This is a genomic window from Methyloversatilis sp. XJ19-49, assembly GCF_024580145.1.
Taxonomy (GTDB): domain Bacteria; phylum Pseudomonadota; class Gammaproteobacteria; order Burkholderiales; family Rhodocyclaceae; genus Methyloversatilis.
Map to the genome: position 1 here is coordinate 153,907 of NZ_JANINI010000006.1, position 22,420 is coordinate 176,326.

At 67.6% G+C, this 22,420-nt stretch carries 20 protein-coding genes; 9 read left to right on the forward strand and 11 right to left on the reverse strand.

Annotated features, from left to right (window positions below):
- Window positions 1-43 precede the first annotated feature (43 nt).
- Genes NMQ16_RS09245 through NMQ16_RS09255 form a run of 3 tightly spaced genes read left to right on the forward strand, consistent with a single transcriptional unit; the run spans window position 44 to window position 5,059 of the window.
- The gene (locus NMQ16_RS09245) at window positions 44-1,177 is read left to right on the forward strand and encodes an efflux RND transporter periplasmic adaptor subunit (protein WP_257080278.1); all 1,134 of its coding nucleotides are present in this window, start codon (window positions 44-46) and stop codon (window positions 1,175-1,177) included.
- Entirely contained in the window at window positions 1,174-4,272 is a 3,099-nt protein-coding gene (locus NMQ16_RS09250; protein WP_257080279.1) for an efflux RND transporter permease subunit, read from the forward strand. Before NMQ16_RS09245 ends, NMQ16_RS09250 begins: the two co-directional genes overlap by 4 nt.
- A gap of 1 nt (window position 4,273) precedes the next feature.
- Window positions 4,274-5,059, forward strand: coding sequence for an SDR family oxidoreductase (locus NMQ16_RS09255; RefSeq protein ID WP_257080280.1), 786 nt, complete (start codon window positions 4,274-4,276; stop codon window positions 5,057-5,059).
- Between the two features lie 253 nt (window positions 5,060-5,312).
- Here NMQ16_RS09255 and NMQ16_RS09260 read toward each other — a convergent pair whose 3' ends face one another.
- The 5 genes from NMQ16_RS09260 to NMQ16_RS09280 form a co-directional block, all read right to left on the reverse strand.
- Window positions 5,313-6,665 carry an FAD-dependent oxidoreductase gene (locus NMQ16_RS09260; protein ID WP_257080281.1) on the reverse strand — a complete coding sequence of 451 codons (1,353 nt, stop codon included), beginning with the start codon at window positions 6,663-6,665 and terminating at the stop codon, window positions 5,313-5,315.
- Window positions 6,666-6,691: 26 nt separating this feature from the next.
- Window positions 6,692-6,997, reverse strand: a complete 306-nt coding sequence (locus NMQ16_RS09265; RefSeq protein ID WP_257080282.1) for a 4Fe-4S dicluster domain-containing protein — start codon at window positions 6,995-6,997, stop codon at window positions 6,692-6,694.
- Window positions 6,998-7,004: 7 nt separating this feature from the next.
- Window positions 7,005-9,137 carry a molybdopterin-dependent oxidoreductase gene (locus tag NMQ16_RS09270; RefSeq protein ID WP_257080283.1) on the reverse strand — a complete coding sequence of 711 codons (2,133 nt, stop codon included), beginning with the start codon at window positions 9,135-9,137 and terminating at the stop codon, window positions 7,005-7,007.
- A 158-nt stretch (window positions 9,138-9,295) separates the two neighbouring features.
- Window positions 9,296-9,421: a hypothetical protein gene (locus NMQ16_RS09275; RefSeq protein ID WP_257080284.1), complete on the reverse strand. Its 126-nt coding sequence runs from the start codon at window positions 9,419-9,421 to the stop codon at window positions 9,296-9,298.
- A 6-nt stretch (window positions 9,422-9,427) separates the two neighbouring features.
- Complete coding sequence (locus NMQ16_RS09280) at window positions 9,428-9,658, reverse strand: hypothetical protein (RefSeq protein ID WP_257080285.1); 231 nt, start codon at window positions 9,656-9,658, stop codon at window positions 9,428-9,430.
- 116 nt (window positions 9,659-9,774) lie between these two features.
- Between NMQ16_RS09280 and NMQ16_RS09285 the strand changes: the two genes are divergently transcribed.
- On the forward strand, window positions 9,775-10,404 hold the full coding sequence (locus NMQ16_RS09285) for a hypothetical protein (protein WP_257080286.1): 630 nt from the start codon (window positions 9,775-9,777) through the stop codon (window positions 10,402-10,404).
- Window positions 10,405-10,493: 89 nt separating this feature from the next.
- Here the strand turns inward: NMQ16_RS09285 and NMQ16_RS09290 are convergent, their stop codons facing one another.
- The 3 genes from NMQ16_RS09290 to NMQ16_RS09300 all read right to left on the reverse strand — a co-directional run bounded on the left by NMQ16_RS09290 (window position 10,494) and on the right by NMQ16_RS09300 (window position 13,245).
- On the reverse strand, window positions 10,494-10,979 hold the full coding sequence (locus tag NMQ16_RS09290) for a hypothetical protein (protein ID WP_306441761.1): 486 nt from the start codon (window positions 10,977-10,979) through the stop codon (window positions 10,494-10,496).
- Window positions 10,879-11,601, reverse strand: a complete 723-nt coding sequence (locus NMQ16_RS09295; RefSeq protein ID WP_257080288.1) for a DUF433 domain-containing protein — start codon at window positions 11,599-11,601, stop codon at window positions 10,879-10,881. Before NMQ16_RS09295 ends, NMQ16_RS09290 begins: the two co-directional genes overlap by 101 nt.
- Before the next feature lie 165 nt (window positions 11,602-11,766).
- On the reverse strand, window positions 11,767-13,245 hold the full coding sequence (locus NMQ16_RS09300; RefSeq protein ID WP_257080289.1) for a PLP-dependent aminotransferase family protein: 1,479 nt from the start codon (window positions 13,243-13,245) through the stop codon (window positions 11,767-11,769).
- 331 nt (window positions 13,246-13,576) lie between these two features.
- On the opposite strand from NMQ16_RS09300, the gene NMQ16_RS09305 reads away from it, so the two are divergent.
- The gene (locus NMQ16_RS09305; RefSeq protein ID WP_257080290.1) at window positions 13,577-13,843 is read left to right on the forward strand and encodes a DUF2789 domain-containing protein; all 267 of its coding nucleotides are present in this window, start codon (window positions 13,577-13,579) and stop codon (window positions 13,841-13,843) included.
- A gap of 176 nt (window positions 13,844-14,019) precedes the next feature.
- Complete coding sequence (locus NMQ16_RS19250; protein WP_306441762.1) at window positions 14,020-16,068, forward strand: methyl-accepting chemotaxis protein; 2,049 nt, start codon at window positions 14,020-14,022, stop codon at window positions 16,066-16,068.
- Window positions 16,069-16,103: 35 nt separating this feature from the next.
- On the opposite strand, the gene alkB is transcribed toward NMQ16_RS19250, so the two are convergent.
- Complete coding sequence (alkB, locus tag NMQ16_RS09325; protein ID WP_257080291.1) at window positions 16,104-16,751, reverse strand: DNA oxidative demethylase AlkB; 648 nt, start codon at window positions 16,749-16,751, stop codon at window positions 16,104-16,106.
- Window positions 16,748-17,839, reverse strand: coding sequence for a bifunctional DNA-binding transcriptional regulator/O6-methylguanine-DNA methyltransferase Ada (gene ada / locus NMQ16_RS09330; RefSeq protein ID WP_257080292.1), 1,092 nt, complete (start codon window positions 17,837-17,839; stop codon window positions 16,748-16,750). The genes alkB and ada overlap by 4 nt, the downstream gene beginning before the upstream one ends.
- 126 nt (window positions 17,840-17,965) lie before the next feature.
- On the opposite strand from ada, the gene NMQ16_RS09335 reads away from it, so the two are divergent.
- Window positions 17,966-18,586, forward strand: coding sequence for a DNA-3-methyladenine glycosylase (locus NMQ16_RS09335; RefSeq protein WP_257080293.1), 621 nt, complete (start codon window positions 17,966-17,968; stop codon window positions 18,584-18,586).
- A 10-nt stretch (window positions 18,587-18,596) separates the two neighbouring features.
- Here the strand turns inward: NMQ16_RS09335 and NMQ16_RS09340 are convergent, their stop codons facing one another.
- A complete protein-coding gene (locus tag NMQ16_RS09340; RefSeq protein ID WP_257080294.1) occupies window positions 18,597-19,364 on the reverse strand; it encodes a ferredoxin--NADP reductase in 768 nt (255 codons plus the stop codon).
- A 202-nt stretch (window positions 19,365-19,566) separates the two neighbouring features.
- On the opposite strand from NMQ16_RS09340, the gene NMQ16_RS09345 reads away from it, so the two are divergent.
- Window positions 19,567-20,619 (forward strand): alpha/beta fold hydrolase, encoded by a 1,053-nt coding sequence (locus NMQ16_RS09345; RefSeq protein WP_257080295.1) that lies wholly within the window; start codon window positions 19,567-19,569, stop codon window positions 20,617-20,619.
- Window positions 20,620-20,701: 82 nt separating this feature from the next.
- Window positions 20,702-22,342, forward strand: coding sequence for a 3-(methylthio)propionyl-CoA ligase (locus tag NMQ16_RS09350; RefSeq protein ID WP_257080296.1), 1,641 nt, complete (start codon window positions 20,702-20,704; stop codon window positions 22,340-22,342).
- Window positions 22,343-22,420 lie beyond the last annotated feature (78 nt).

Genomic DNA, 22,420 nt, shown 5'->3' on the forward strand with positions numbered 1-22,420 from the left:
CTTGTTACGAAACTGGGCGCTCTCTTTCCGAAAGTGCCCGGTCATGGATGCCCGCCCGCTTCGCCGCCCCGCCGTCATCGGCGTCGTATTCGCAATCCCTCTCGTTCTTGCCCTCGCCGCATGCACCCAGCCGGCACAACCCGATCCGCGCACCGGTGTGCCGCGCGTGGCCGTCGCCGTCGTGCAGCCGGATCGTGCGGCGTCGCAGTCCTACACCGGCGTGGTGACGTCGCGCGTGGTCGGTGATCTGGGTTTCCGGGTCGCCGGCAAGGTGGTCGAGCGTCTGGTCGATACCGGTCAGACGGTACGGCGCGGCCAGCCGCTGATGCGCCTCGATGCCGCCGACCTCGATCTGGCGCTCGCGGCGCAGGCCGCGGCGGTCGAGGCGGCGCGGGCGCGCGCGATACAGGCGCGCGCCGACGAGCAGCGGCTGCGCGGAATGGTGGAGCAGGGCGCCGTGTCGGCCCAGGTGCGCGACCAGGCGGTCGCCGGCGCCGACAGCGCGCAGGCCCTCCTCGACGCGGCGCTGGCGCAGCAGCAGGTGGCGCGCAATGCGGCCGGCTACGCGCTGCTGGTGGCTGACAGCGATGGCGTGGTGGTGGACACCCTCGTCGAGCCGGGCCAGGTGGTGCGCGCCGGCGAGCCGGTCGTGCGGCTGGCGCGCTCGGGGGCGCGCGAGGCGCTGGTCAACCTGCCCGAATCGGTGCGCCCGGCCGTCGGCTCGGGCGCCACCGCCACCTTGCACAGCCTGCCGGACACCACCTTCACGGCCCGCCTGCGCCAGTTGTCCGACGCGGCCGACCCGCGCAGCCGCACCTTCGAAGCGCGCTACCTGCTCGACGGCGCCGCGGCGCAGGCACCGATCGGCAGCACGGTGACCCTTGCGCTCGACCGCATGTCGGGCGAAGCAGCGGGCGAGCGGGTGCGGGTGCCGATCGCCGCGCTGCACGACGCCGGCCAGGGCCCGGGCGTGTGGGTGATCGAACAGGCCGGCGACACCAGCCGAGTCACCTTCCGCCCGGTCACGCTGGCCGGTCTGGGTCACGACAGCGCGTCGATTTCCGCCGGCCTGAGTGCCGGCGAACGCATCGTCGCGCTCGGCGCCCACCTGCTGCGCGAAGGCAGCGCCGTGCGCGGCCTCGACACGACGCTCGCCGCTGCGGGGCGTGCGCCATGAGCCGCCTCAACCTGTCGGCGCTCGCCGTGCGCGAACGCGCGGTCACGTTGTTCCTGATCATCGCGGTGGCGGTGTCCGGCGTGTTTGCCTTCTTCAAGCTGGGCCGGGCCGAAGACCCGGTGTTCAGCATCAAGGTGATGACCTTCAGCGCCGCCTGGCCCGGTGCCACCGCACAGCAGATGCAGGATCTGGTGGCCGAGCCGCTGGAAAAGCGTATGCAGGAACTGGCCGGCTACGACCGGGTGGAAACCTTCACCCGGCCCGGCCTGGTGTTCGCCACGCTGACGCTGAAGGATTCGACCCGCCCGGCCGACGTGCCGGAGCAGTTCTACCAGGCGCGCAAGAAGTTGGGTGACGAGGCGCGGCGCCTGCCGCCCGGCGTCTACGGGCCGTTCATCAATGACGAATATTCCGACGTGAATTTCGCGCTGTATGCGCTCAAGGCGCGCGACCTGCCGCAACGCGATCTGGTGCGCGAGGCGGAGCGGCTGCGCGAGCGGCTGCTGCGCGTGCCCGGTGTGAACAAGGTGAACATCATCGGCGAGCGGCCGGAGCGGGTGTTCGTCGAGCTGTCGTACGAGCGGCTGACCACGCTGGGCATCGATGCGCGCGACATTTTCGACGCGCTGGCGCGACAGAACGCGGTGACGCCGGCCGGCTCGGTCGGCACCGACGGCCCGCGCGTGTTCCTGCGGCTCGACGGCGCCTACGCCGGTGTCGACACGCTGCGCGACACCCCGGTGCGCGCCGGCGACCGCACCTTCCGGCTGGGCGACATCGCCGACATCCGGCGCGGCTTCGAGGATCCGGCCACCTTCCTGATCCGCCACGACGGTGAGCCGTCGATGATCGTCGGCGTGGTGATGCGGCCCGGCTGGAACGGCCTGGAGCTTGACCGCGCACTCGCCGCCGAAGAAGCGGCCCTCGCCGCCGAACTGCCGCTCGGCCTCAGCTTCACGAAGATTTCCGACCAGGCGGTGAACATCACCCAGGCGGTGGACGAATTCATGCTGAAGTTCTTCGTCGCGCTGGCGGTGGTGACCGGCGTGAGCTTCCTGTCGCTCGGCTGGCGCGAGGGCGTGATCGTCGCCGCGGCGGTGCCGCTGACGCTGGCGGCCGTCTTCATCGTCATGCTGATGACCGGGCGCGAATTCGACCGCATCACGCTGGGTGCGCTCATCCTGTCACTCGGCCTGCTGGTGGACGACGCCATCATCGCCATCGAGATGATGGTGGTGAAGATGCAGGAAGGCATGGCGCGCGTCGAAGCGGCCGCACACGCGTGGACGGTGACCGCCGCGCCCATGCTGTCCGGCACCGCGGTGACGGTGATCGGCCTGATGCCGGTCGGCTTCGCCGCGTCGAGCGCGGGTGAGTACGCGGGCAACATTTTCTGGATCGTCGCCTTTTCGCTGCTGATGTCCTGGCTGGTCGCCGTGGTGTTCACGCCCTATCTGGGCGTCAAACTGCTGCCGGCCGTGGCCGCCGTGCCCGGCGGCGCCCGCGCCATCTACGATACGCCGCGCTACCGGCAGCTGCGCGCGCTGGTCGCGTGGTGCGTGCGGCGCAAGGGCACGGTGGCGCTGGTCGTGCTGCTGATGTTCGGTGCATCGGTGGCGGCGATGGTCGTCGTGAAGAAGCAGTTCTTCCCGGTGTCCGAGCGGCCGGAACTGATCGTCGAGGTGACGCTGCCGTCCGGCAGCGACATCGCCGCCACGCAGCGCACGACCGAAACGGTCGAGGGCTGGCTCAGGCAGCAACCGGAGTCGCGCGTCGTCACCGCGTACATCGGGCAGGGCGCGCCGCGCTTCTTCTTTTCGCTGTCGCAGGAACTGCCCGATCCGGCATTCGCCAAGATCATCGTGCTGACCGCCGGCGCCGCGGAACGCGACCGTCTCAGGCAGCGACTGCGCGAACGCGTCGCCGAGGGCCTCGCGCCGGAGGCGCGCGTGCGTGCCACGCAACTGCTGTTCGGCCCGCCGGTGCCGTTCCCGGTGTCCTACCGCGTCAGCGGCCCGGACCTCGACCGGCTGCGCGCCATCGCCAGCGACGTCGAGGCGGTGATGCGCGCCCACCCGGACATGCGCGAGGTGCACCGCGACAATACAGGGCCGGCCGCCACGCTGCGCTTCGTGCTCGATCAGTCGCGGCTGCGTCAGATCGGCCTGTCGCCGGCCGAGGCGGCACAGCAGCTGCAGTTCCTGCTCGACGGTGTGACGGTGACGGAGCTGCGCGAAGACATCCGTTCGGTGGCGGTGGTGGCGCGCGTCGGCGGTCGCGATCGAAGCGATCCGGCCACGCTCGACGCCCTGTCGCTGATCGCCGCCGACGGCCGGCGCATTCCGCTGGCCCAGATCGGCCGCACCGAGGTGCAGCAGGAAGAGCCGGTGCTGCACCGGCGCGACCGCCACCCGACCATCGTGGTGCGCGGCGACATCGCAGAGCATGTGCAGCCGCCGGACGTGTCGGCCGGCATCGACCGTGCGCTGACCGACCTGCGCGCCGCGCTGCCGGACGGCTACCGCATCGACACCGGCGGCTCGATCGAGGAAAGCAACAAGGCCAATCTCGCGCTGGCGGCGGTGTTCCCGGTCATGCTGCTGCTGATGCTGACGGTGATCATGATCCAGGTGCGTTCCTTTTCCGCGATGACCATGGTGTTCCTGACGGCGCCGCTCGGGCTGATCGGTGCGGCGCCCGCGCTGCTGCTGTTCGACCAGCCGTTCGGCTTCAACGCCATCCTCGGCCTGATCGGGCTGGCCGGCATCCTGATGCGCAACACGCTCATCCTGGTCGGCCAGATCGAAGCCAACAGTGCCGCCGGCCTGGATCGCTACGACGCCGTCGTCGAGGCCACGGTGCAGCGTGCCCGGCCGGTGCTGCTGACTGCAGTGGCGGCGGTGCTGGCGTTCATCCCGCTGACCACCTCGACCTTCTGGGGCGCGCTGGCCTATACCTTGATCGGGGGGACCGCGGTCGGCACCGTGCTGACGCTGCTGTTCCTGCCGGCGCTGTTCGCGCTGTGGTTCCGCATCGGCGCACCGGCCGCCGGACACGCCCCTTCGCGTCCCCCTCGCTTGCAGACGGAGCACTGAAATGCAGACATCGAACAGCGGCAACTGGGCACTCATCACCGGCGCATCCAGCGGTCTGGGCGTTGAGTTCGCCCACATCCTCGCCGCCCGGCGAATGAACCTCGTGCTCGCCGCGCGCGGCGTCGCCGACATGGAAGGGCTGGCCGAGGCGCTGCGCAGCGCGCACGGCCTCGAAGTGGTCGTGGAAGGCATCGACCTGTCGGCGCCCGGCGCCGGCGCCGAGCTCAAGCGGCGCACCGCTGCGCGCGGGCTGCGGATCGACACGCTGATCAACAACGCCGGCTTCGGTCTGCACGGTCCGCTGCTCGACGCCGATCCGGTGCGGCTGGCGCAGATGCTGCAGCTCAACATGGTCACGCTGACCGAACTGACGCAGCAGTACGGGCAGGACATGGCGCGCCGCGGTCGCGGCCGCATCCTGCTGGTGGCCAGCCTGCTCGGCTTCATGCCGGCACCGCTCTACGCCGCATACGCGGGCACCAAGCACTATGTGCTGGCGCTGGGCGAGGCGCTGCACGACGAACTGGCGCCGGCCGGCGTGACGGTCACCGTACTGTCGCCCGGCGTCACGAAGACGGCGTTTTTCAAAGGCTCAGGCCACCATGTGTCAGCCACGTTGAACCTGATGATGATGTCGCCGCGCCCGGTCGCCGAAGCGGGCATCCGCGCGCTGATGCAGGGCCGCGCCGGCGTGGTGCCGGGGCTGGCGAACAAGCTGTCCGCCTGGTCCGCACGCCTCGCGCCGCGCAGCGTGCAGCGCCGCATCATGCAGGCGCTGCTCGCCTGAAGTGCGCCGCTGGGCGTCGATCGCTGTTGGGCTTCGCTGCGCTCACCCCAACCTACAAAAGCATCCGACGGCGGCGTGACGACCCGTAGGTTGGGGTGAGCGCAGCGATGCCCAACACCCCAAGGTCACCCACCAGGAGATCTCGCCGCAACGTCCGCTCTGCACCACTCGTAGGTTGGGGTGAGCGCAGCGATGCCCAACATCACCCCGTCATCCCGCGCGCCCAGGTCGATTACCGCCCCAACCAAGCGCGCTACGGCGGCGCGCCGTGGGCGGCTGCAAGCATGTCGTCGACGCGCACGAACTTTTCCGCCGGCTTGTCACGCGCCTGGCCGCGCGCCTGTTCGACACGTTCGATGGCCTGCCAGGCGGCGAAATCGATGACCCGGTGCGACCGGCCCTCAAGCAGCGCCATCAACGCCTGCCTACCAGGTCGGGGTGAGGCAAAGCCCGACACGTCCTGCAGCAGTCCGGCCACCGTGTCCAGGCTGTCGGCACGGTTGGTGCCGATGACGCCGGTCGGGCCGCGCTTGATCCAGCCGGTGACGTACCAGCCCGGCAGCGGCTGGCCGGCTGCATCGACGATGCGGCCGCCGGCGTTCGGAATCACGCCCGCGCGGGCATCGAACGGCAGTCCAGGCAGTGCGGTGCCGCGATAGCCCACGCTGCGGAACACCAGCCCTGCGTCCAGCTCGAATTGCTCGCCCGTGGTCACGGCGGACTGCGCACCCGGCTCGCCGGACAGTTGCTGCCCGGCCAGCGCGATCCTGCGCACGCGTTCGTCACCGTGCAGGGCCGCCGGCGCGCGCAGGAAGTGCAGGTGGATGCGCCGCCCGGCCTCCATCGGCCGGGCGGCGAAGCCGCGCAGGATGTCCAGATTCTTCGCTGCATGCACGACGCCGGGCAGCGCCAGTTCGCGCCGGCAGGCCTCGCCGGGTTCGAGCGCCGCCGGATCGACCACCGGCTGCCAGCCGGGCAGGGTGCCCAGTTCGCGCAGCTCCTTCGGTGTGAATTTCGCCTGCACCGGACCGCGTCGCCCCACGAGGTGGATATCGCGGATGCGCGAGCCGGCCAGTGCGTCGAGCGCGTGCTGCGCAATGTCGGTGCGGCGCAGTTCGTCGACCGGCCGGGCGAGGATGCGGCATACGTCGATCGCCACATTGCCCTGGCCGATGACCACCGCCACCTCCTGCGACAGGTCGAACGTGAGGTGGGCGTGATCCGGGCTGCCGTTGTACCAGCCGACGAAATCGCCCGCCGCATGCACGCCCGGCAGATCTTCGCCGGGAATGCCGAGCGTGCGGTCCGCCCCGGCGCCGCAGGCCACGATGACCGCGTGATACATCGCGGCCAGTTCGTCGGCGGTCACGTCGCGGCCGAGCGCCACATTGCCGAAGAAGCGCAGTTTGGGGTCGGCGGCGATCTGTGCGAACACCGCGCTGACCGACTTCAGCTTCGCGTGATCCGGCGCCACGCCGAAGCGCACCAGCCCGTAAGGCACCGGTAGCCGCTCCAGCAGGTCGATCTCGACGTCGAGCCCGCTCGCCAGCAGCGCCTCCGCGGCGTAGAAGCCGCTCGGACCGCTGCCGACGATGGCCACGCGCATTGGCTGTCCTGCCACGGACATCGCGATCAGAAGCCGAGCTGGCGGCGCTTGTCGTCGGCCCCGTCCAGCGGCGGCAGTTTGCTGCGGATCACCGGGTAGCGCTCCGCTGCCTTCGCATTGATGTCCATCCAGTGCAGCTGGTCTTCCTGCAGGTCGAATTCCTCGACGATGGCGCGCACCGGGCAGGCCGGTATGCACGCGCCGCAGTCGATGCACACCTGCGGGTTGATGTAGACGCGCACCTCATTGACATGGAAGCAGGCCACCGGGCAGGACGTCACGCAGTCGGTGAAACGGCAGCCGCGGCAGCTTTCGGTCACGACATGGGTCATGGCGCCCTCATACCTTCCGCACTTCGACCAGATTGTCGCAGTAGGTGCCGGCCTGACCCAGATTGCAGTGGCGCGCCGACGTGGTCGAATTGACCGCGGTGCCGCTGCGGTTCAGACCGGGCCAGTGGCCCACATTGGTCATCATCAGCCCGGGCGACACGTCCTCGCTCAGTTCGGCGCGCGCCTCGAAGGCGCCGCGCTCGTTGAACACGCGCACATAGCTGCCGTGCTCGATCGCCCGCTTTCCCGCATCGACCGGGTGGATCACGATGAGCTGTTCGCCCTGCCGGCGCTGCTGTGTCGGCTCGTTGGCGTACTGCGTGTTCAGGAAGGCGTGCGGCTTCGGCGACACGAGGTTCAGCGGATAGCGGCTGGCCGCTTCGGAGGCCGCGTTCTCGTGCGACGGGATGTAATTGGGCACCGCGTCGACCGGCGTGCCTGGCTGCATGCCTTCATAGCCCGAGCGCCACACCGGCACGACGAAATTGCCGCCGGCCGCCGCGCTGGCCGCGAATTCGCACTTGCCCGACGGCGTCTTGAAATTGCCCTCGGCATGCGGCGCGCGCTCGCCCGGCAGACCGACGTTGAGCCGCATCCAGCCCTTGTCCTTCAGCTTTTCCAGCGTGATGCCCTGCATCGCCGGGGCGTCCCAGTCGTATGAGCGGCGGATCATTTCCTCGTCGCTCAGCGACCAGTGCTCGTCGGTGAAGCCCATGGCACCCGCCAGCCGGCGGAACAGTTCAACATTGGGCACGCATTCGCCCGGCGGCGCGATCGCCGGCGTGTTGAGCATCACGTACAGATGACCCCAGGTCACCATCAGGTCGAGCTGTTCCGCCTGCATGGTGGCCGGCAGCAGGATGTCGGCGTACTTCGCGGTGTCGGTGATGAACAGTTCGCTGGCCACCGTGAACAGGTCTTCGCGCATCAGCCCGGCCACGATCTGGCCGGCGTTCGGTGCCTGCGACACCGGATTCGAGTTGTAGACGAACAGCGACTTGATCGGCGGATCGAGCGGCATGGCGCCGGTCAGCGCGGCGCCCAGATCGAGTTCGTTGATGACGCGCGTACCCGGCTTGATCCAGTCCGGCCGGCACATGAAATCGAAGCGGAACGGAAATTCCCAGATCGGCATTTCCACCGTGCCGCCACCGACATGGCGCCAGGCGCCGGTCAGCGCCGGCAGACAGGTGATGGCGCGGATCGCATCGCCGCCGCCCGGGCTGCGTTCCACCGCCACGCCCTGGCGGATGGCCGATGGCTGCGTGGTGGCGTATTCGCGCGCCAGCGTCAGGATGTCCTGCACCGGAATGCCGGTGATCTCGGACACCCGTTCGGGCGGAAATTCCGCCGCGCGTGCCGCCAGCTGGTCGTAGCCCACGGTGTACTTTTCGACGTAATCGGCATCGACCAGGCCTTCGGCGATGATCACGTTCATCATGCCCAGCGCCAGCGCGCCATCGGTACCCGGCTTGATGCGGATGTGCCAGTCGGCCTGCTTGGCGGTGCGCGTGCGCACCGGGTCGATCACCACCACCTTGGCGCCTTTGCTCTTCGCCTCGACGATGAAGGGCCAGGCGTGCAGATTGGTGTTGAGCATGTTCATGCCCCACACGATGATGTACTTCGAATGCGCCAGGCTTTCCACGTCCAGCCCGCCGGTCGGGCCGACGGTCATGATCCACGCGGTCGACGAGCCGGATTCGCAATAGGTCTTTTCGGCCACCGACGAACCGAGCCGGTTGAAGAAGGCGTCGCCGGCGGTCAGGCCGTTCAGCGTGCCCTGATGGCCGAGGTAGCCGTGCGGCATGATGGCCTGCGAGCCGTGACGGTCGATGATGTCGGTCCAGCGCGTTTTGATTTCGGCCAGTGCCGCGTCCCACGAAATGCGCTCGAACATGCCGGAACCCTTCGGCCCGACGCGCTTCATCGGGTAAAGCAGGCGATCCGGGTTGTAGTGGTGCTCGGCGAAATTCTTCAGCTTCACGCACAGCCCGCCACGCGTCATCGGGTGATCCGGGTCGCCGGTGACCTCCACCAGCTTGTCGTCCTCCACGTGGTACAGGAAGGCACAGGTATCCGGACAATCCTGCGGACAGGCGCCGCGCACGACGCGCGTTTCACTCAGATGCACTGACATGGAAGTCTCCCGGGGTGGCGTTGAAGGCAAGGCGGCCGGGCGCGTCGACGACGCGCCGGCTGCGCGATGGCACCGGGACAAGATAGGAGACGAAGCACCTGAGGCGACAGGGCCAGTCAGCGAAAAAAGGGGGGTGCCAGGGGGTGGTGCGTGCCGGGCTATCGTTCGCCGGGCGGGGCGGGCTGTGCAAACGGATCAAATGCGTCGATGCCCAGCGCCTTGAAGTCGGTCACGTTGCGCGACACCACGGTCAGGCCGTGCGACCGCGCTGTCGCGGCAATCATCGCATCTTAATACAAGGTGTCGGACTTGCGATGCATGAGCTTTGCCCAATGCCGGAATGCCAGAATGCCGCACCATCCATCGGCAGCACCCAACAGCGCTTGCAGGTCACGGATTGCAAAGTCGGTGCCGTTCTCCCGCAGACGATGGCGCATGGGCATGTTGAAGTTCTCGATGCTGCTGGGCACATCGACATCCGTCGGGTGCGAGCTCGCGAAGTCGTGTAGCGGGAAGATCATGCGAAGCAGGTATAGTTAGTCGCTCATACTATCCATATATCCATTAGCCCCTCTGGGCTATTCGGATGGGACAATAAGTTCAGCCCAATTACAGAGATTTTTTAACTGAGAAAAATATGACTAAGTTCTTTACTTTTTGCGTGTGTCTGCTGAGTGCATTCGTCGTTGGATGTTCGCACAAAGGTGTAGTGAGAACCGTAAGTGCAACCAACGTTTATTCTGGTCATGATGAAAAGCACCAAAAACCGGTTACGTATTTAGTCGATGACACGTCGCTCACGAAGCTTCAAAAGGATGATGCTGTTAAAGGTTTTCTATGCGGCGGACACAGATTTCCGGTGGATGCGGGAGAAGCCTTTGTTGCATCAGTGCCAAGCTTGATGGAGTCTGTATTTGACGATTTTTCTCAATCGGGCGCAGCGCAGCAAGGTAAGGTGCAATTTGTTTTTAGAATTGAACGTTTTGATCCTCGCGTTAAATTCACAGACAAGTTTTTTAGCGCTGATGCGGATGCAACGGTTGACCTTGGTATAAGCGTAGTTGCCACTTTGGATGGTAGGCGTGTATTTGGAACAGCAGTTGATACCCAACGTAGCAAGAGTGGTGATGCCGGTCCGATGTGTGCTGGTGGCGCAGAAGTTCTGTCTGATGCCATGGCTGATGCTATCAAGGACGTCTTAGAGAAAGCCGGAGAACGTATTGCGAACAGCCAGCAACTTAGAGAACTGACAAAAAGGCCGAGATAGAAATCTAAAAAAATTGAATTTCCATAAATGACAACCAATCAGATCAGATCACCAAATCCGGCGTTGATATTTGGTCCACGGAATGTGCATCAGCGCTCAATACGCCGAACATCCCCGCTCCGCGTGATCGAGTAGATCGCCGGCCGATTTGTTGTTCCCGCGATGCGAACCATTTTCGGCCAGCTCGCAATCACCAGATCGGCTGTCTCCTGCGCCGAAAGATTGCCTGACGTCAGTGCGAACAGCAGGACACCGGCGTCGCGCAGTGCCTTCAGTTCGTCAGGCCGACGACGGATGTTCTGATCGCGGGTGAGCACCAGCCAGCCACGACGCCCGGCTTCTGCCAGCCATGTCACGTCCGGTGTGTCGTGGGCGAACATGTCGCGGTGTGCGACGAAGGGAATTCCGGCCGCCCGCAGCGCGAGATCGAGCTTAGTGCTCCATGCATCGCGATCGATGAAGAGCTTGAGCCCTTCAGGCGGAGAGGCGTTGCTCAAAACGCAGGGCTTCTTCGATGTCTTCGATGGTGACCCGGTAATCTTCGGCCATTTCGTGAATCGAGTCGCCGGCGGCAAAGCGGCTCAGGATGACGTGCGTCTTGACGCCGGCGCCGAGCAGAATCGGCCGGCCAAAGGACAGCGTGGGGTCGACGGCGACCACGCGTGAACCGTCCAGCTGGTTCGGGCGGATGAAGGGAAACAGCCGGATAGGCTTGCCCGCGTCGTTCCGTTCGATACGTGCAAGCGCGCGTTCGAAGTCGCCGCGCAGCGCCTGTTGCCCACTGCGGGACACGTTCAGCAGTTTTGAGGCGTGCTCGACGAAAAGGTCGATCCCGTTGGTCTGGAACTGCGTGTCGAGCAGGGGGCGCTCGGAGCCCAGATGCGCCTGCAGGTACTGCAGGCTCGTCCGGACTTTGGGCAGGGAAACGCGATGCAGCCGACGGATGCCTGACAGTACGTGCAGTTCGCACAGGTTGGCGAAGGAAAGCAGGCGGTCTGCCGGCGCCGCCGGCGTGATGACCGGTTCAAAGCGCTTTTCGTCTCCCGCCGAACTCCGGTACTTCTGGCCGAAGCACCAGGCCGTAATGGTTGCTGCAGGCAGGCCGAGGATTCTCGCTGCCTCGCTGGCACTGTAGGAAGGCTGTTCAGACCGCTCAGGCGGAGGGCTTCCGTTCGAGGCGGCGCGAGAATGAATCATGAAGACAGGATGCTCCCGGGATGGGCGAAATAAAAATTCTGCTGTGAGGCGTTAGATCGAAAGTGCCTCTGAACGCCGGTTGATGCTAGTTGTATTGTGTTGATTATTCAAGACTAAGGGCATGGGGTAGGCCCCGGAGTTCTGGGGTGGTATCCGGCGGAGCTCTCATCCTTCGGCCACCACCCGCCCCAAACCCTCAATCCCCCGTTCGATCTGCGCCTCGGTCAGATGCGTATAGCCGAGCAACAGGCAGCGGTCGGCATGGTCCAGGTGCTCGAAGAACCACGCCGGGCTGTCGGCCAGTGGCTGCACGCCCACGCCGAGTTCGAGCGCGGCCTGCTGTGCGGCGGCGGCCGTCGGTGCTTCGGGCGGCAGCGTGAGCAGCACGTGCGAGCCGGCGTCGGCGCCGCTGATGCGCGCGCCCGGCAGGTGGCTGCGCAGCGCGCTGACCAGGGCGTCGCGGCGCGCTTCGTTGGCGTGCAGCAGGCGGCGCAGATGGGTGTCGAAGCTGCCGTCGCGCACGAACTGGGCAAGGGCGGCCTGTTCCAGCCAGGCGAGGCCGTTGTCCATCAGCGACTTGATGGTGACCGCGGTGCGCATGAGGTCGCGCGGCACGACCATGTAGCCGATGCGCAGCCCCGGGCCGATCGAGCGCGAGAAGGAATTCAGGTAGATGACGCAGCCGTTGCGGTCGAGTGACTGCAGCGACGGCAGCGGCGCGCCGTCGTAGCGGTAGTCGCCGTCGTAGTCCACTTCGAGGATGTACGCGCCGGCCGTGGCCGCCCATTCGAGCAGCGCGAGCCGGCGGTGCAGCGGCATCGTGACGCCGGTCGGAAACTGGTGCGACGGCGTGACATACACCAGTTTCACGCGGCTTTCCGGCAACCGGCTGACGTCGATCCCGTGCTGGTCGACCGGCACCGGAATGATGTGCGCGCCATAGCTTTCGAACAGGAAGGCGGCGCCGCGATAGCTGGGCGCTTCCATCACCACCGGCGTGTGCGTGCCGACGAAAAGATGCGCCACCAGATCGATGCCCTGCTGGAAGCCGGCCACCAGCAGCACCTGTTCGACCGACGCCACCATGCCGCGCGTAGGGCCGAGCCGGGCGGTGATGAGCTGCCGCAGTTCGGGCAGGCCGGCCGGATCGATGTATTCGCTCATGCGCTCGGCCGCGCCGCCCAGGCATTCGACGATGAGCTTGCGCCAGATCTTTTCCGGGAAGTTGCGCGCGTCCGAGCGGCCGAACACGAAATCGGCGATCAGGCGCGGCGAACTGGGCCGGTGCAGCCCGGTCAGGCCGCGTCCGCCGTAGGGCAGCGGCAGGTTCATCGCACGGTGCAGGCTGCCGCTGCGATGTTCCGGACGCGCCGGCGCCTGGCCGATCAGCGTGTCGGGCAGCGTCTTGCAGACGAAGGTGCCGACCGCCCGCTCGGTGTACAGATAGCCCTCGCTGATCAGTTCGTCGTAGGCCGCGGTGACGGTATTGCGCGACACATGCAGCTGGCGGCCGAGGTCGCGCGTCGCCGGCACCGGCGCACCGGGCGCCAGCCGGCGGTCGAGGATGAGCGCGCGCAGTTGCGCCGCGATCTGCGACTGCAGTGTGGTGGCCGACGAGGGATCAATGGAAAGGGGCAGTTGCAACGGCGCTCCGTTCGGGCAGTTGTGGATGAAGGCGTGACCCGCAACCCGGTTTCGGCCGCACTGCCTGAACGTGGTTCCCGCCATGCTACCGACTCGCCCGGCTCACCGGCGAACTTGGTGCTCTGGCTAACAGACCCGGCCCGGACGGACGCGCATGCTGGGCTCGAAAATCGATCGCAAAGACCAAGCATGTCAACGTCGGGCTGAACGCCTGACGCCGTGGCGCGTCAACCCTGTACGCCACGCACGAGCGTTTCGGCAGCCGAGCGATCGGCCTGCCGATCCGCGCCGCAACGGCATCCTGCTCCGCCATCCGACACAGGAGATCCTCATGGACGCACCGGTACACAGCACTGCGCAACTGTTCGCACAGCTCGGTCTGCCCGCAGACCCGGCATCGATCTACCGTTTCATCGACCAGCACCGGCCGCTGCCCGACTGCGTGAAGCTGTCCGAAGCGCCGTTCTGGACGCCTTCGCAGGCGGCCTTCCTGCGCGAAGGCCTGCAGGCCGATGCCGACTGGGCGCCGATCATCGACGCGCTCAACGCAGCCCTGCACGAAACCACCGACCAGCCCGCGCTCAACGCGCCGTGCTGAATGCGGGAACCCTGCGGGCAAGCGTCCGCCGGCCGTGAAAGCTGAGCCGCGCCGACCCCGGCAGCCTGCGCCGGATACACGGTCCGCACGCCGGGGCGCTTCAAGTCGGGTCACCCGCCCGCCGTTAATGCGGGAAGGTGCCGCATGGTGCGGTTCCACCGTCCTGTGCGATCGCCATGCAGACACCCTCTTCGAACACCCGGCCCGGCGCCCCGGCGCATGCCGGCACCCTGCCGCTGGCTCTGGTGCTGGCCATTCCTGTCCTTCTCATCCTTGCCGATTCGACCGGACTGTGGCCGCTCGACGGCTGGCCCGGCGTCGCGGCAGCGCTGGTGTCGGCCCTGGTCGGCGGCGGTCTGCTGTGGCGGCTGCGCCGTATCGCGGGGCACACCGCCCGGCGTGACCGCGCACTGACCGATGCGCTTCATGCACTGGCCGATGGCCAGATCCGACAGATCGAACCGGCCGGCGATCCCCTGCTTGCCGCGCTCGGCCGCGCCACCGACAGCCTGAGCGCGCTGCGCGAAGCACAGTCCGCGATGGCGGCGGCACACGTCGCAGGCACGGTCGAGCACCGGATCGAAGCGACGGCGCTGTCCGGCGCATTCGCCGACATCGCGCGTGACGGCAACCACATGGCCGATGCGCACGCCACAACGCTGGCGAGCTTCGTCGGCATCGTGCGTGCCTACGGCAACGGTGATTTCAGTGCCGACATGCCGGTGCTTGCCGGCAGCCAGGCCGAACTGTCGCGGGTTGCATCGGAGATGAAGCGCACCCTGCAATCGCTGGCCGGCGACATGAACCGTCTGGTCGCGGCGGCCACGCGGGGCGATTTCAGCGCGCGCGGAGATGAAGCGCGCTACTCGCACGGCTTCCGCGACATGGTGATGACGCTGAACCAGCTGATGGAAATCTGCCGCACGGCGCTCGATGATCTGGGGCGCGTGCTGAATGCCGTGGCGGCCGGCGACCTGACCCAGACCATCGATGCACGCTACGGCGGCACCTTCGGCACGCTGACCGACGATGCCAACCGCACGGTGGCGCGACTGCGCGAAGTGGTCGGCCAGATCGGCGAAGCGGCGCGCGTGATCGACACGGCGGCCAATGAAATCAGTGCCGGCAACGCCGACCTGTCCACGCGCACCGAGAACCAGGCGGCGCGCCTGCAGGACACCGCCAGCTCGATGGACCAGATCAACGCGACGGTCGGACAGAACGCCGACAATGCCGCCCGTGCGCAGGCCCTCGCCAGCTCCAGCAATGCGGTGGCCCAGCGGGGCGGCGAAATCGTGTCGAGCGTGGTGGTCACGATGCAGGACATCCAGACGTCCAGCCGAAAGATTGCCGACATCATCGGCGTGATCGACGGCATTGCCTTCCAGACCAACATCCTTGCGCTGAACGCGGCGGTGGAGGCCGCCCGCGCCGGAGAGCAGGGGCGCGGCTTTGCGGTTGTGGCGTCGGAAGTGCGCAATCTCGCCCAACGCAGCGCCACGGCGGCACGCGAAATCAAGTCGCTGATCGACGGCAGTGTCTGCCGGATCGACGAGGGCGCGGAACAGGCCGGACTGGCCGGGCAGACGATGCGCGAAATCGTCGGCAGCGTTGGCGAGGTGAGCCATCTGATCGGCGAGATTGCATCGGCCAGCCGCGAACAGAGTGCCGGCGTGCGTCAGGTGGCCGATGCGGTCGGCAGCATGGACGAAGTGACCCAGCAGAACGCGGCGGTGGTCGAACAGGCGGCAGCCGCCGCGGAAAGCCTCGCCGAACAGTCGCGTGCGCTGGTGAAGACGGTGGGGCAATTCCGCATCAGCGGCGGCGCCCAGCCGAAGGCGCGCTCGGTCGGGCTGGACTTCGACCGCGTCATCAACGCGCATCTGCAGTGGAAAGTGAAGCTGAATGCCTTCCTCGCTGGCGAAGGGGAAAAGCTGGATCCGGATGCGGTGGGGCGCGACGACAAGTGCGAGCTGGGCTGCTGGATTCACGGCGACGGCCAGCGTTTTGCCGGCAACGCTGTCTACCGAGAGGTGCGCAGTCAGCACGCCGCCTTCCATCAGTGTGCCGGCGAAGTGATCCGGCGCCGTCTGGCAGGCGACACCGCGGGTGCTGCCAGCCTGCTGGGCACTGAATTCGATCGCCTGTCGACCGATACCGTGTCGCGCATCCGCGCGCTCAAACAGTCGGTTCAAACCGGCGGCGTCGCCAGCCTCGCTGCCTGACCGGCGGATACGCGGCAACACTCAATCCGGTGCGCTCAGCGCGCCTTGCGAAACGTGAGATTGATGCGGTACGCCCCGGTCACCGGGTGCGTGCCGTGTGCCAGCGGCAGCACGCCGTGAAAGCGCAGCCGCGCCGGTCCGCCCCACACCACCACGTCGCCGTGCGCCAGACGCAGTTTGAGCGTCGGGTCGGTGCGCTTGATGCCGCCGAACAGGAAGGTCGCGGGCAGTCCCAGCGACACGGACACGATGGGCGCACCGAAGTCGCGTTCGTTCCTGTCCTGGTGCAGCGTGAGCCGCGCGCCGGGGGCGTAGCGGTTGATCAGGCAGGCGTCCGGTTGGAAGCCGGGGAAGCCGGCCTGCGCGGCAGCATCTCGCGCCAGCGTGTCGAACAGCGCCGGCATGGCCGGCCACGGCAGGCCGGTGTCCGGATCGCACGCGGCGTAGCGGTAACCCTGCGCGTCGGACGTCCAGCCCAGTTCGCCGCAACTGGTGGTGGCGACCGACATCGTGTAGCCGCCGGGCGTCACCATGTGGCGCATGGGTGCCGCAGCGGCGATGGCGTCGACCGCGGCCAGCAGGGCGGCGGCGTCCTCCAGCGCGAAGCCGCGCAGCAGGGTGGCACCGGGTGCGAAGGTGACCGGGCCGGCGGCGCGTTCCAGCGCATCGAACAGACCGTTCATGTTCCTTCGCGCTCGATCAGCGCGCGCTTGCGCTTGATGCCCCAGCGGTAGCCCGACAGCGCGCCGTCGCTGCGCACCACGCGGTGACACGGGATGGCCACCGCAAGCGTGTTGGCCGCACAGGCGCCGGCGACCGCGCGCACCGCTTTCGGCACGCCGAGCCGCGCCGCCAGTTCGCGGTAGCTCAGCGTATGCCCGGCCGGAATGTCGCGCAGCGCCTGCCACACGCGTTGCTGGAAGGCGGTGCCGCGCAGGTCCAGCGGCAGCGCCAGCCCGATGCGCGGTGCGTCGACGAAACCGACCACCTGTGCCACGCGCTGTTCGAACGCCGCATCGCCGCCGATCAGGCGCGCATGCGGAAAGCGGTCCTGCAGCGCGCGCGCCAGCGCCTCGGGATCGTCGCCAAGCGAAATCGCGACAACGCCGAGCGGGCTTTCGGCGACCAGGATGGCGCCGAGCGAACACTGGCCGAGCGCGAAGCGGATGTCGATGTCGGCGCCGCCCGCGCGATAGCGGCCCGGCGTCATGCCGAGCAGGGCGCCGGATGCCTCGTACAGGCGGCTGCTGGAGCCGTAGCCGGCGTCGTGCAGCGCGTCGGTCACCGGCGCACCCTGCGTCAGATGGTCGCGCAGGCGCTCGGCCCGGCGCGCGGCAGCCCAGGCGCGTGGCGTCAGACCGGTCACCGACTTGAACAGGCGGTGCAGATGAAAGGCGCTGACGCCGGCGTGTGTTGCCAGCGCGTCGAGTGCCGGGGGTGAGTCGGAGCGCTCGATCAGCCGGCACAGCTCGGCGACGAGGGCGGCCTGCCGTTCGGTGCGCGGCGGCTGGTCCGGCCGGCAGCGTTTGCAGGCGCGGAAACCGGCGCGTTCGGCGTCGGCCGCGCTCGCGTGGAAGGCGACGTTTTCGGGTCGCGCGGTGCGCGCGGCGCACGACGGCCGGCAGTACACGCCGGTCGTTTTCACCGAATAGAAGAAGTCGCCGTCCGCTGCGGCATCGCGCGCGACGACTGCCGCCCAGCGCGGGTCGGCCCGCGTGGCGGCCGCGCGCGCGGCGACATCCGGTGCTTCATGGCGGGTCGATGCGTTCATCCGGAATCCTTCGCGCCTGCGTGTCGATGGCCGCACTGTAGTCGCCGTTCGACGCGTGCGCACTCCGGCCCTTGCTTTCGAATTCGACCTTGCCGGTGCCGCACGGCGCATCGATACTGAGCCGCCATGACGCACACCCGAGAAGCGCTGGACGCCGCCGAACGCCATCTCGCCGCCCTCGACGACGACTGGGCGCGACTGATCGCGACCGTCGGCCCGTGCGGACTGGCACCCGGCCCGGTGCGCGAGCCCTGGCAGGCGCTGGTGCGGGCGGTCGCTTACCAGCAACTGCATGGCCGCGCCGCCGACGCCATCATGGGGCGACTGCTGGCGCGTCACGGCGGCGACTTTCCGACGCCGCAGCAACTGTTCGACACGGATGTCGAGGTCTTGCGCGCCTGCGGCTTTTCGGCCCGCAAGGCCGACACGCTGCGCGGCATCGCCGAGGCGGCGCTGAGCGGCCGGGTGCCCGGCCGCGATGAAGCCCTGGCGCTGGCCGACGACGTGCTGATCGAGCGCCTGACCGCGCTGCGCGGCATCGGCCGCTGGACGGTGGACATGCTGCTGATGTTCACGCTCGAACGCGGCGACATCCTGCCGGCCGACGACTTCGGCGTGCGCGACGGCTACCGGCGGCTCAAGTCGCTCGACGCGCTGCCCGGCGCGCGGCAGATCGCAGCACTCGGCGCGGCGTGGGCGCCGCATCGCTCGGCGGCGAGCTGGTACTTGTGGCGGGTCCCGAAGTGACGGCACCGGGCTACCAGTATTTCTCGAACAGCATGCTGCCGGCGTTGCCGCGCCGGCACGGCACGAATCCGCGCTCGTTCAGCAGGGCGCGCATGTCGGTCGTGAAATCCGGATTGCCGCACACCATGACGCGGTCGGTCGCCGGATCGAGCGTCGCCCCCGCGTGCTGCGCCAGCGTGCCGTCGGCGATCAGCGCCGGAATGCGCCCGCTCAGCGCTGTTGCGCCGGCTTCGCGGGTGACGATGGGCAGGTAGCTCAGTCGCGCGTCGGCCGCCGCCAGCGCTTCCAGTTCGTCGCGGTAGGCCAGTTCGGCCGCCAGCCGCACGCTGTGCACCACGATCAGGCGCCGGTAGCGGTCGAGCGCGCCCGAACTGCGCAGCAGCGATACATACGGCCCGAGCCCGGTGCCGGTCGCCAGCATCCACAGCGTGTCGCCGGGCGCCAGTTGCGGTTCGAGGAAGAAGCCGAAGATGGCCGACGCGAGCTGGACCGGCTGGCCCACGTCGATGCGCGACAGCGGCTCGCTGAACGCGCCACCCGGAATCAGCACGATGAGGAATTCGAGTTCCGGGTCATCGGTGGCCGACACGATGGAATAGGGCCGCCACACGGTCTGCCCGTCCGGGTCGGTCAGACCGAGCTTGGCGTAGTGGCCGGGCGCAAAACGAAAGTCTTCCGGGCGGTCGATGCGCAGCGACCACAGCATCGGCGTCCAGCGCCGCAGCGCAGTCACGCGCTGCAGCGATGCGCGCGGGGCGGTGGGGTCGGCAGTCGTCATCGTTCGAGCCTCCGGAGTGTTGAGTTGCGGGCCTGCACAGCGATAGGGCTGCCGACACCGGACTTCGTTCATCCACCGCCGACTCGGCTGACGGTTCGCGCGGCAGGCGCAGTCCGCTATCATCGCTGCGCCCGCTGCCTGCGCCGATGCTGCTACCGGACAGGCACCCGAGACCGGCGCCACAACAACAGGAGGAGACAGCATGACGGAGCACGCCTATTACAATCAGGCCGTTCACGGCCCGTACGAAACCCACAGCATCGGTGACCACGTGCTGGAAGAGGGCGGCACGATACGCGGCTGCACGCTGGCGTACGCGACCTTCGGAACGCTGAACGCGGCGAAGGACAACGCCATCCTGGTGCCGACCTGGTACTCGGGCACGACAAAGATCATGGAGCAGGTGTACATCGGCGCCGGTCGCGCGCTCGATCCGGCGAAGTATTTCATCATCGCCATCAACCAGATCGGCAACGGCCTGTCGACCTCGCCGCACAACACGCCCTTCCCGGGTGGTGGCCCCAACTTCCCGCGCGTGCGCATCGGCGACGACGTGCGCGCGCAGCACGCGCTGATCACCGAAAAGTTCGGCATCGAAAAACTGGCGCTGGTGGTCGGCGGTTCGATGGGCGCGCAGCAGACATACGAATGGGCCGTGCGCTACCCGGACATGGTGCGTCGCGCGGCACCGATCGCCGGCACCGCGAAGAACACGCCGCACGACTACCTGTTCGCCGAAACGCTGATCGAAGCGATCACGTCCGACCCGGCGTTCAAGGGCGGCTGGTACGGCTCCCCGCTCGACGTGCATCAGGGCCTGCGCCGCCACGCCAAGATGTGGGCGGTCATGGGCTGGAGCACCGAATTCTTCCAGCAGGACCGCATCAAGGCGCTGGGTTTTTCGTCGGTCGATGACTTCATCACCAACTTCATGAACGGCTATTTCGGTGTGATGGAGCCGAACGACCTGCTGTGCATGGCGTGGAAATGGCAGCACGGCGACGTGAGCCGCCACACCGGCGGTGACCTGAAGGCCGCTCTGGGCCGCATCAAGGCGAAAACCTTCGTCATGCCGATCTCGACCGACATGTTCTTCCCGCCGGCCGACTGCGCCGCCGAGCAGAAGCTGATCCCGAACAGCGAACTGCGCGTGCTCAACACGATAGACGGCCACCTCGGCCTGTTCGGCACCGACGCCGGCTACACCGAACAGGTGGACAAGCACCTGCGCGAACTGCTGGCTTCGGCCGCCTGAACGCAGCCCGTCGTGACACCCCGGGCGGCTGCGTCGTGGCCGTCCGGGGTGCATCCGTCCGTCGTCGTGTGGAGGCAAGCGCATGAATCCGCTACCCGGCCAGATGATGCAGATGCCGCTGCTCATCTCGAACCTCATCCGCCACGCGGCGCGCCACCACGGCGACACCGAAATCGTGTCGCGCCGGATCGAGGGCGACATCCACCGCACGACCTATCGCGAAGCCGAACTGCGCAGCCGCAAGTTCGCACAGGCTCTGGCGCGACTCGGCACGCAGCCGGGCGAACGCATCGGCACGCTGGCCTGGAACGGCTATCGCCACTTCGAAATCTATTACGGCGTGTCCGGCTCGCAGCGGGTGTGCCACACCATCAATCCGCGCCTGTTCCCGGACCAGATCGCATGGATCGCCAATGATGCGGCCGACCGGGTGCTGTGCTTCGACCTCACCTTCCTGCCGCTGGTCGAACAGATCGCCCCCGCGTTGAAGCAGGTTCGTCATTTCGTGCTGATGACCGACCGCGCCCACATGCCGGCGGCCACTACGCTGCCCGGGTTGCTGTGCTATGAGGCATTGATCGACGCCGAAGACGGCGACTACCGCTGGCCGGAATTCGACGAGAACACCGCGTCCAGCCTGTGCTACACCTCGGGCACCACGGGGCATCCGAAAGGCGCGCTGTACAGCCACCGCTCGTCGGTGCTGCATGCCTATGGCGCCGCGCTGCCCGACGCGATGGGCTGTTCGGCGGCCGACGTGATCCTGCCGGTGGTGCCGATGTTCCACGTGAACGCGTGGGGTCTGCCGTACAGCGGGCCGATGGTCGGCGCCAAGCTGGTGTTCCCCGGCCCCTTCCTCGACGGCAAGTCGCTGCACGAGCTGTTCGAACAGGAGCAGGTCACCTTCAGCGCTGGCGTGCCGACCGTTTGGCTGGGCGTCATCAATCACCTGAAGTGCGCCGGGCTGAAGATGTCCAGCCTCAAGCGCACCGTCATCGGCGGCGCGGCGTGTCCGCCGGCCATGCGGCAGACGCTCGAAGAGGACTACGGCGTCCAGGTCATCCACGCCTGGGGCATGACCGAACTGTCGCCGCTGGGCACGCTGTCGCGGCTCAAGGCGCGGCACGCAACGCTGCCGCCGGATGCGCAGCGGGCGCTGCTGAACAAGCAGGGGCGCGCCATCTGCGGCATCGATCTGGCCATCGTCGGCGACGACGGCCGTGCGCTGCCGTGGGATGGCCGCAGCAGCGGCGACCTGCTGGTGCGCGGCGGCTGGGTCATCGAGCGCTATTTCGGCGAAGCCGGCTCGGCGCTGCGCGAACTCGACGGCCAGTGGTGGTTCGCCACCGGCGACGTCGCCACCATTGATGCCGACGGCTACATGCAGATCACCGACCGCAGCAAGGACGTGATCAAGTCCGGCGGCGAATGGATCAGTTCGATCGAGCTCGAGAACATCGCCATGGCGCACCCGGCCGTGCTCGAAGCGGCGGTCATCGCCTGCCGCCACCCGAAGTGGGACGAGCGTCCGCTGCTGGTGGTCGTGAAGAAGCCCGGCGCCGACCTCGACCGCGCCACCATGCTCGCGTTCTACGAAGGCAGGATCGCCCGCTGGCAGATCCCGGATGACGTCGTGTTCGTTGATGAAATCCCCCACACCGCCACCGGCAAGATGCTCAAGCTCAAGCTGAGACAGCAGTTCGAGGGGCACACGCTGCCTTGAGCTGCGGCACCGCCGGTTTTTGTGGGAGCGGCGCAGGTGTTGTGGGAGCGGCGCAGGTGTTGTGGGAGCGGCGCAGGT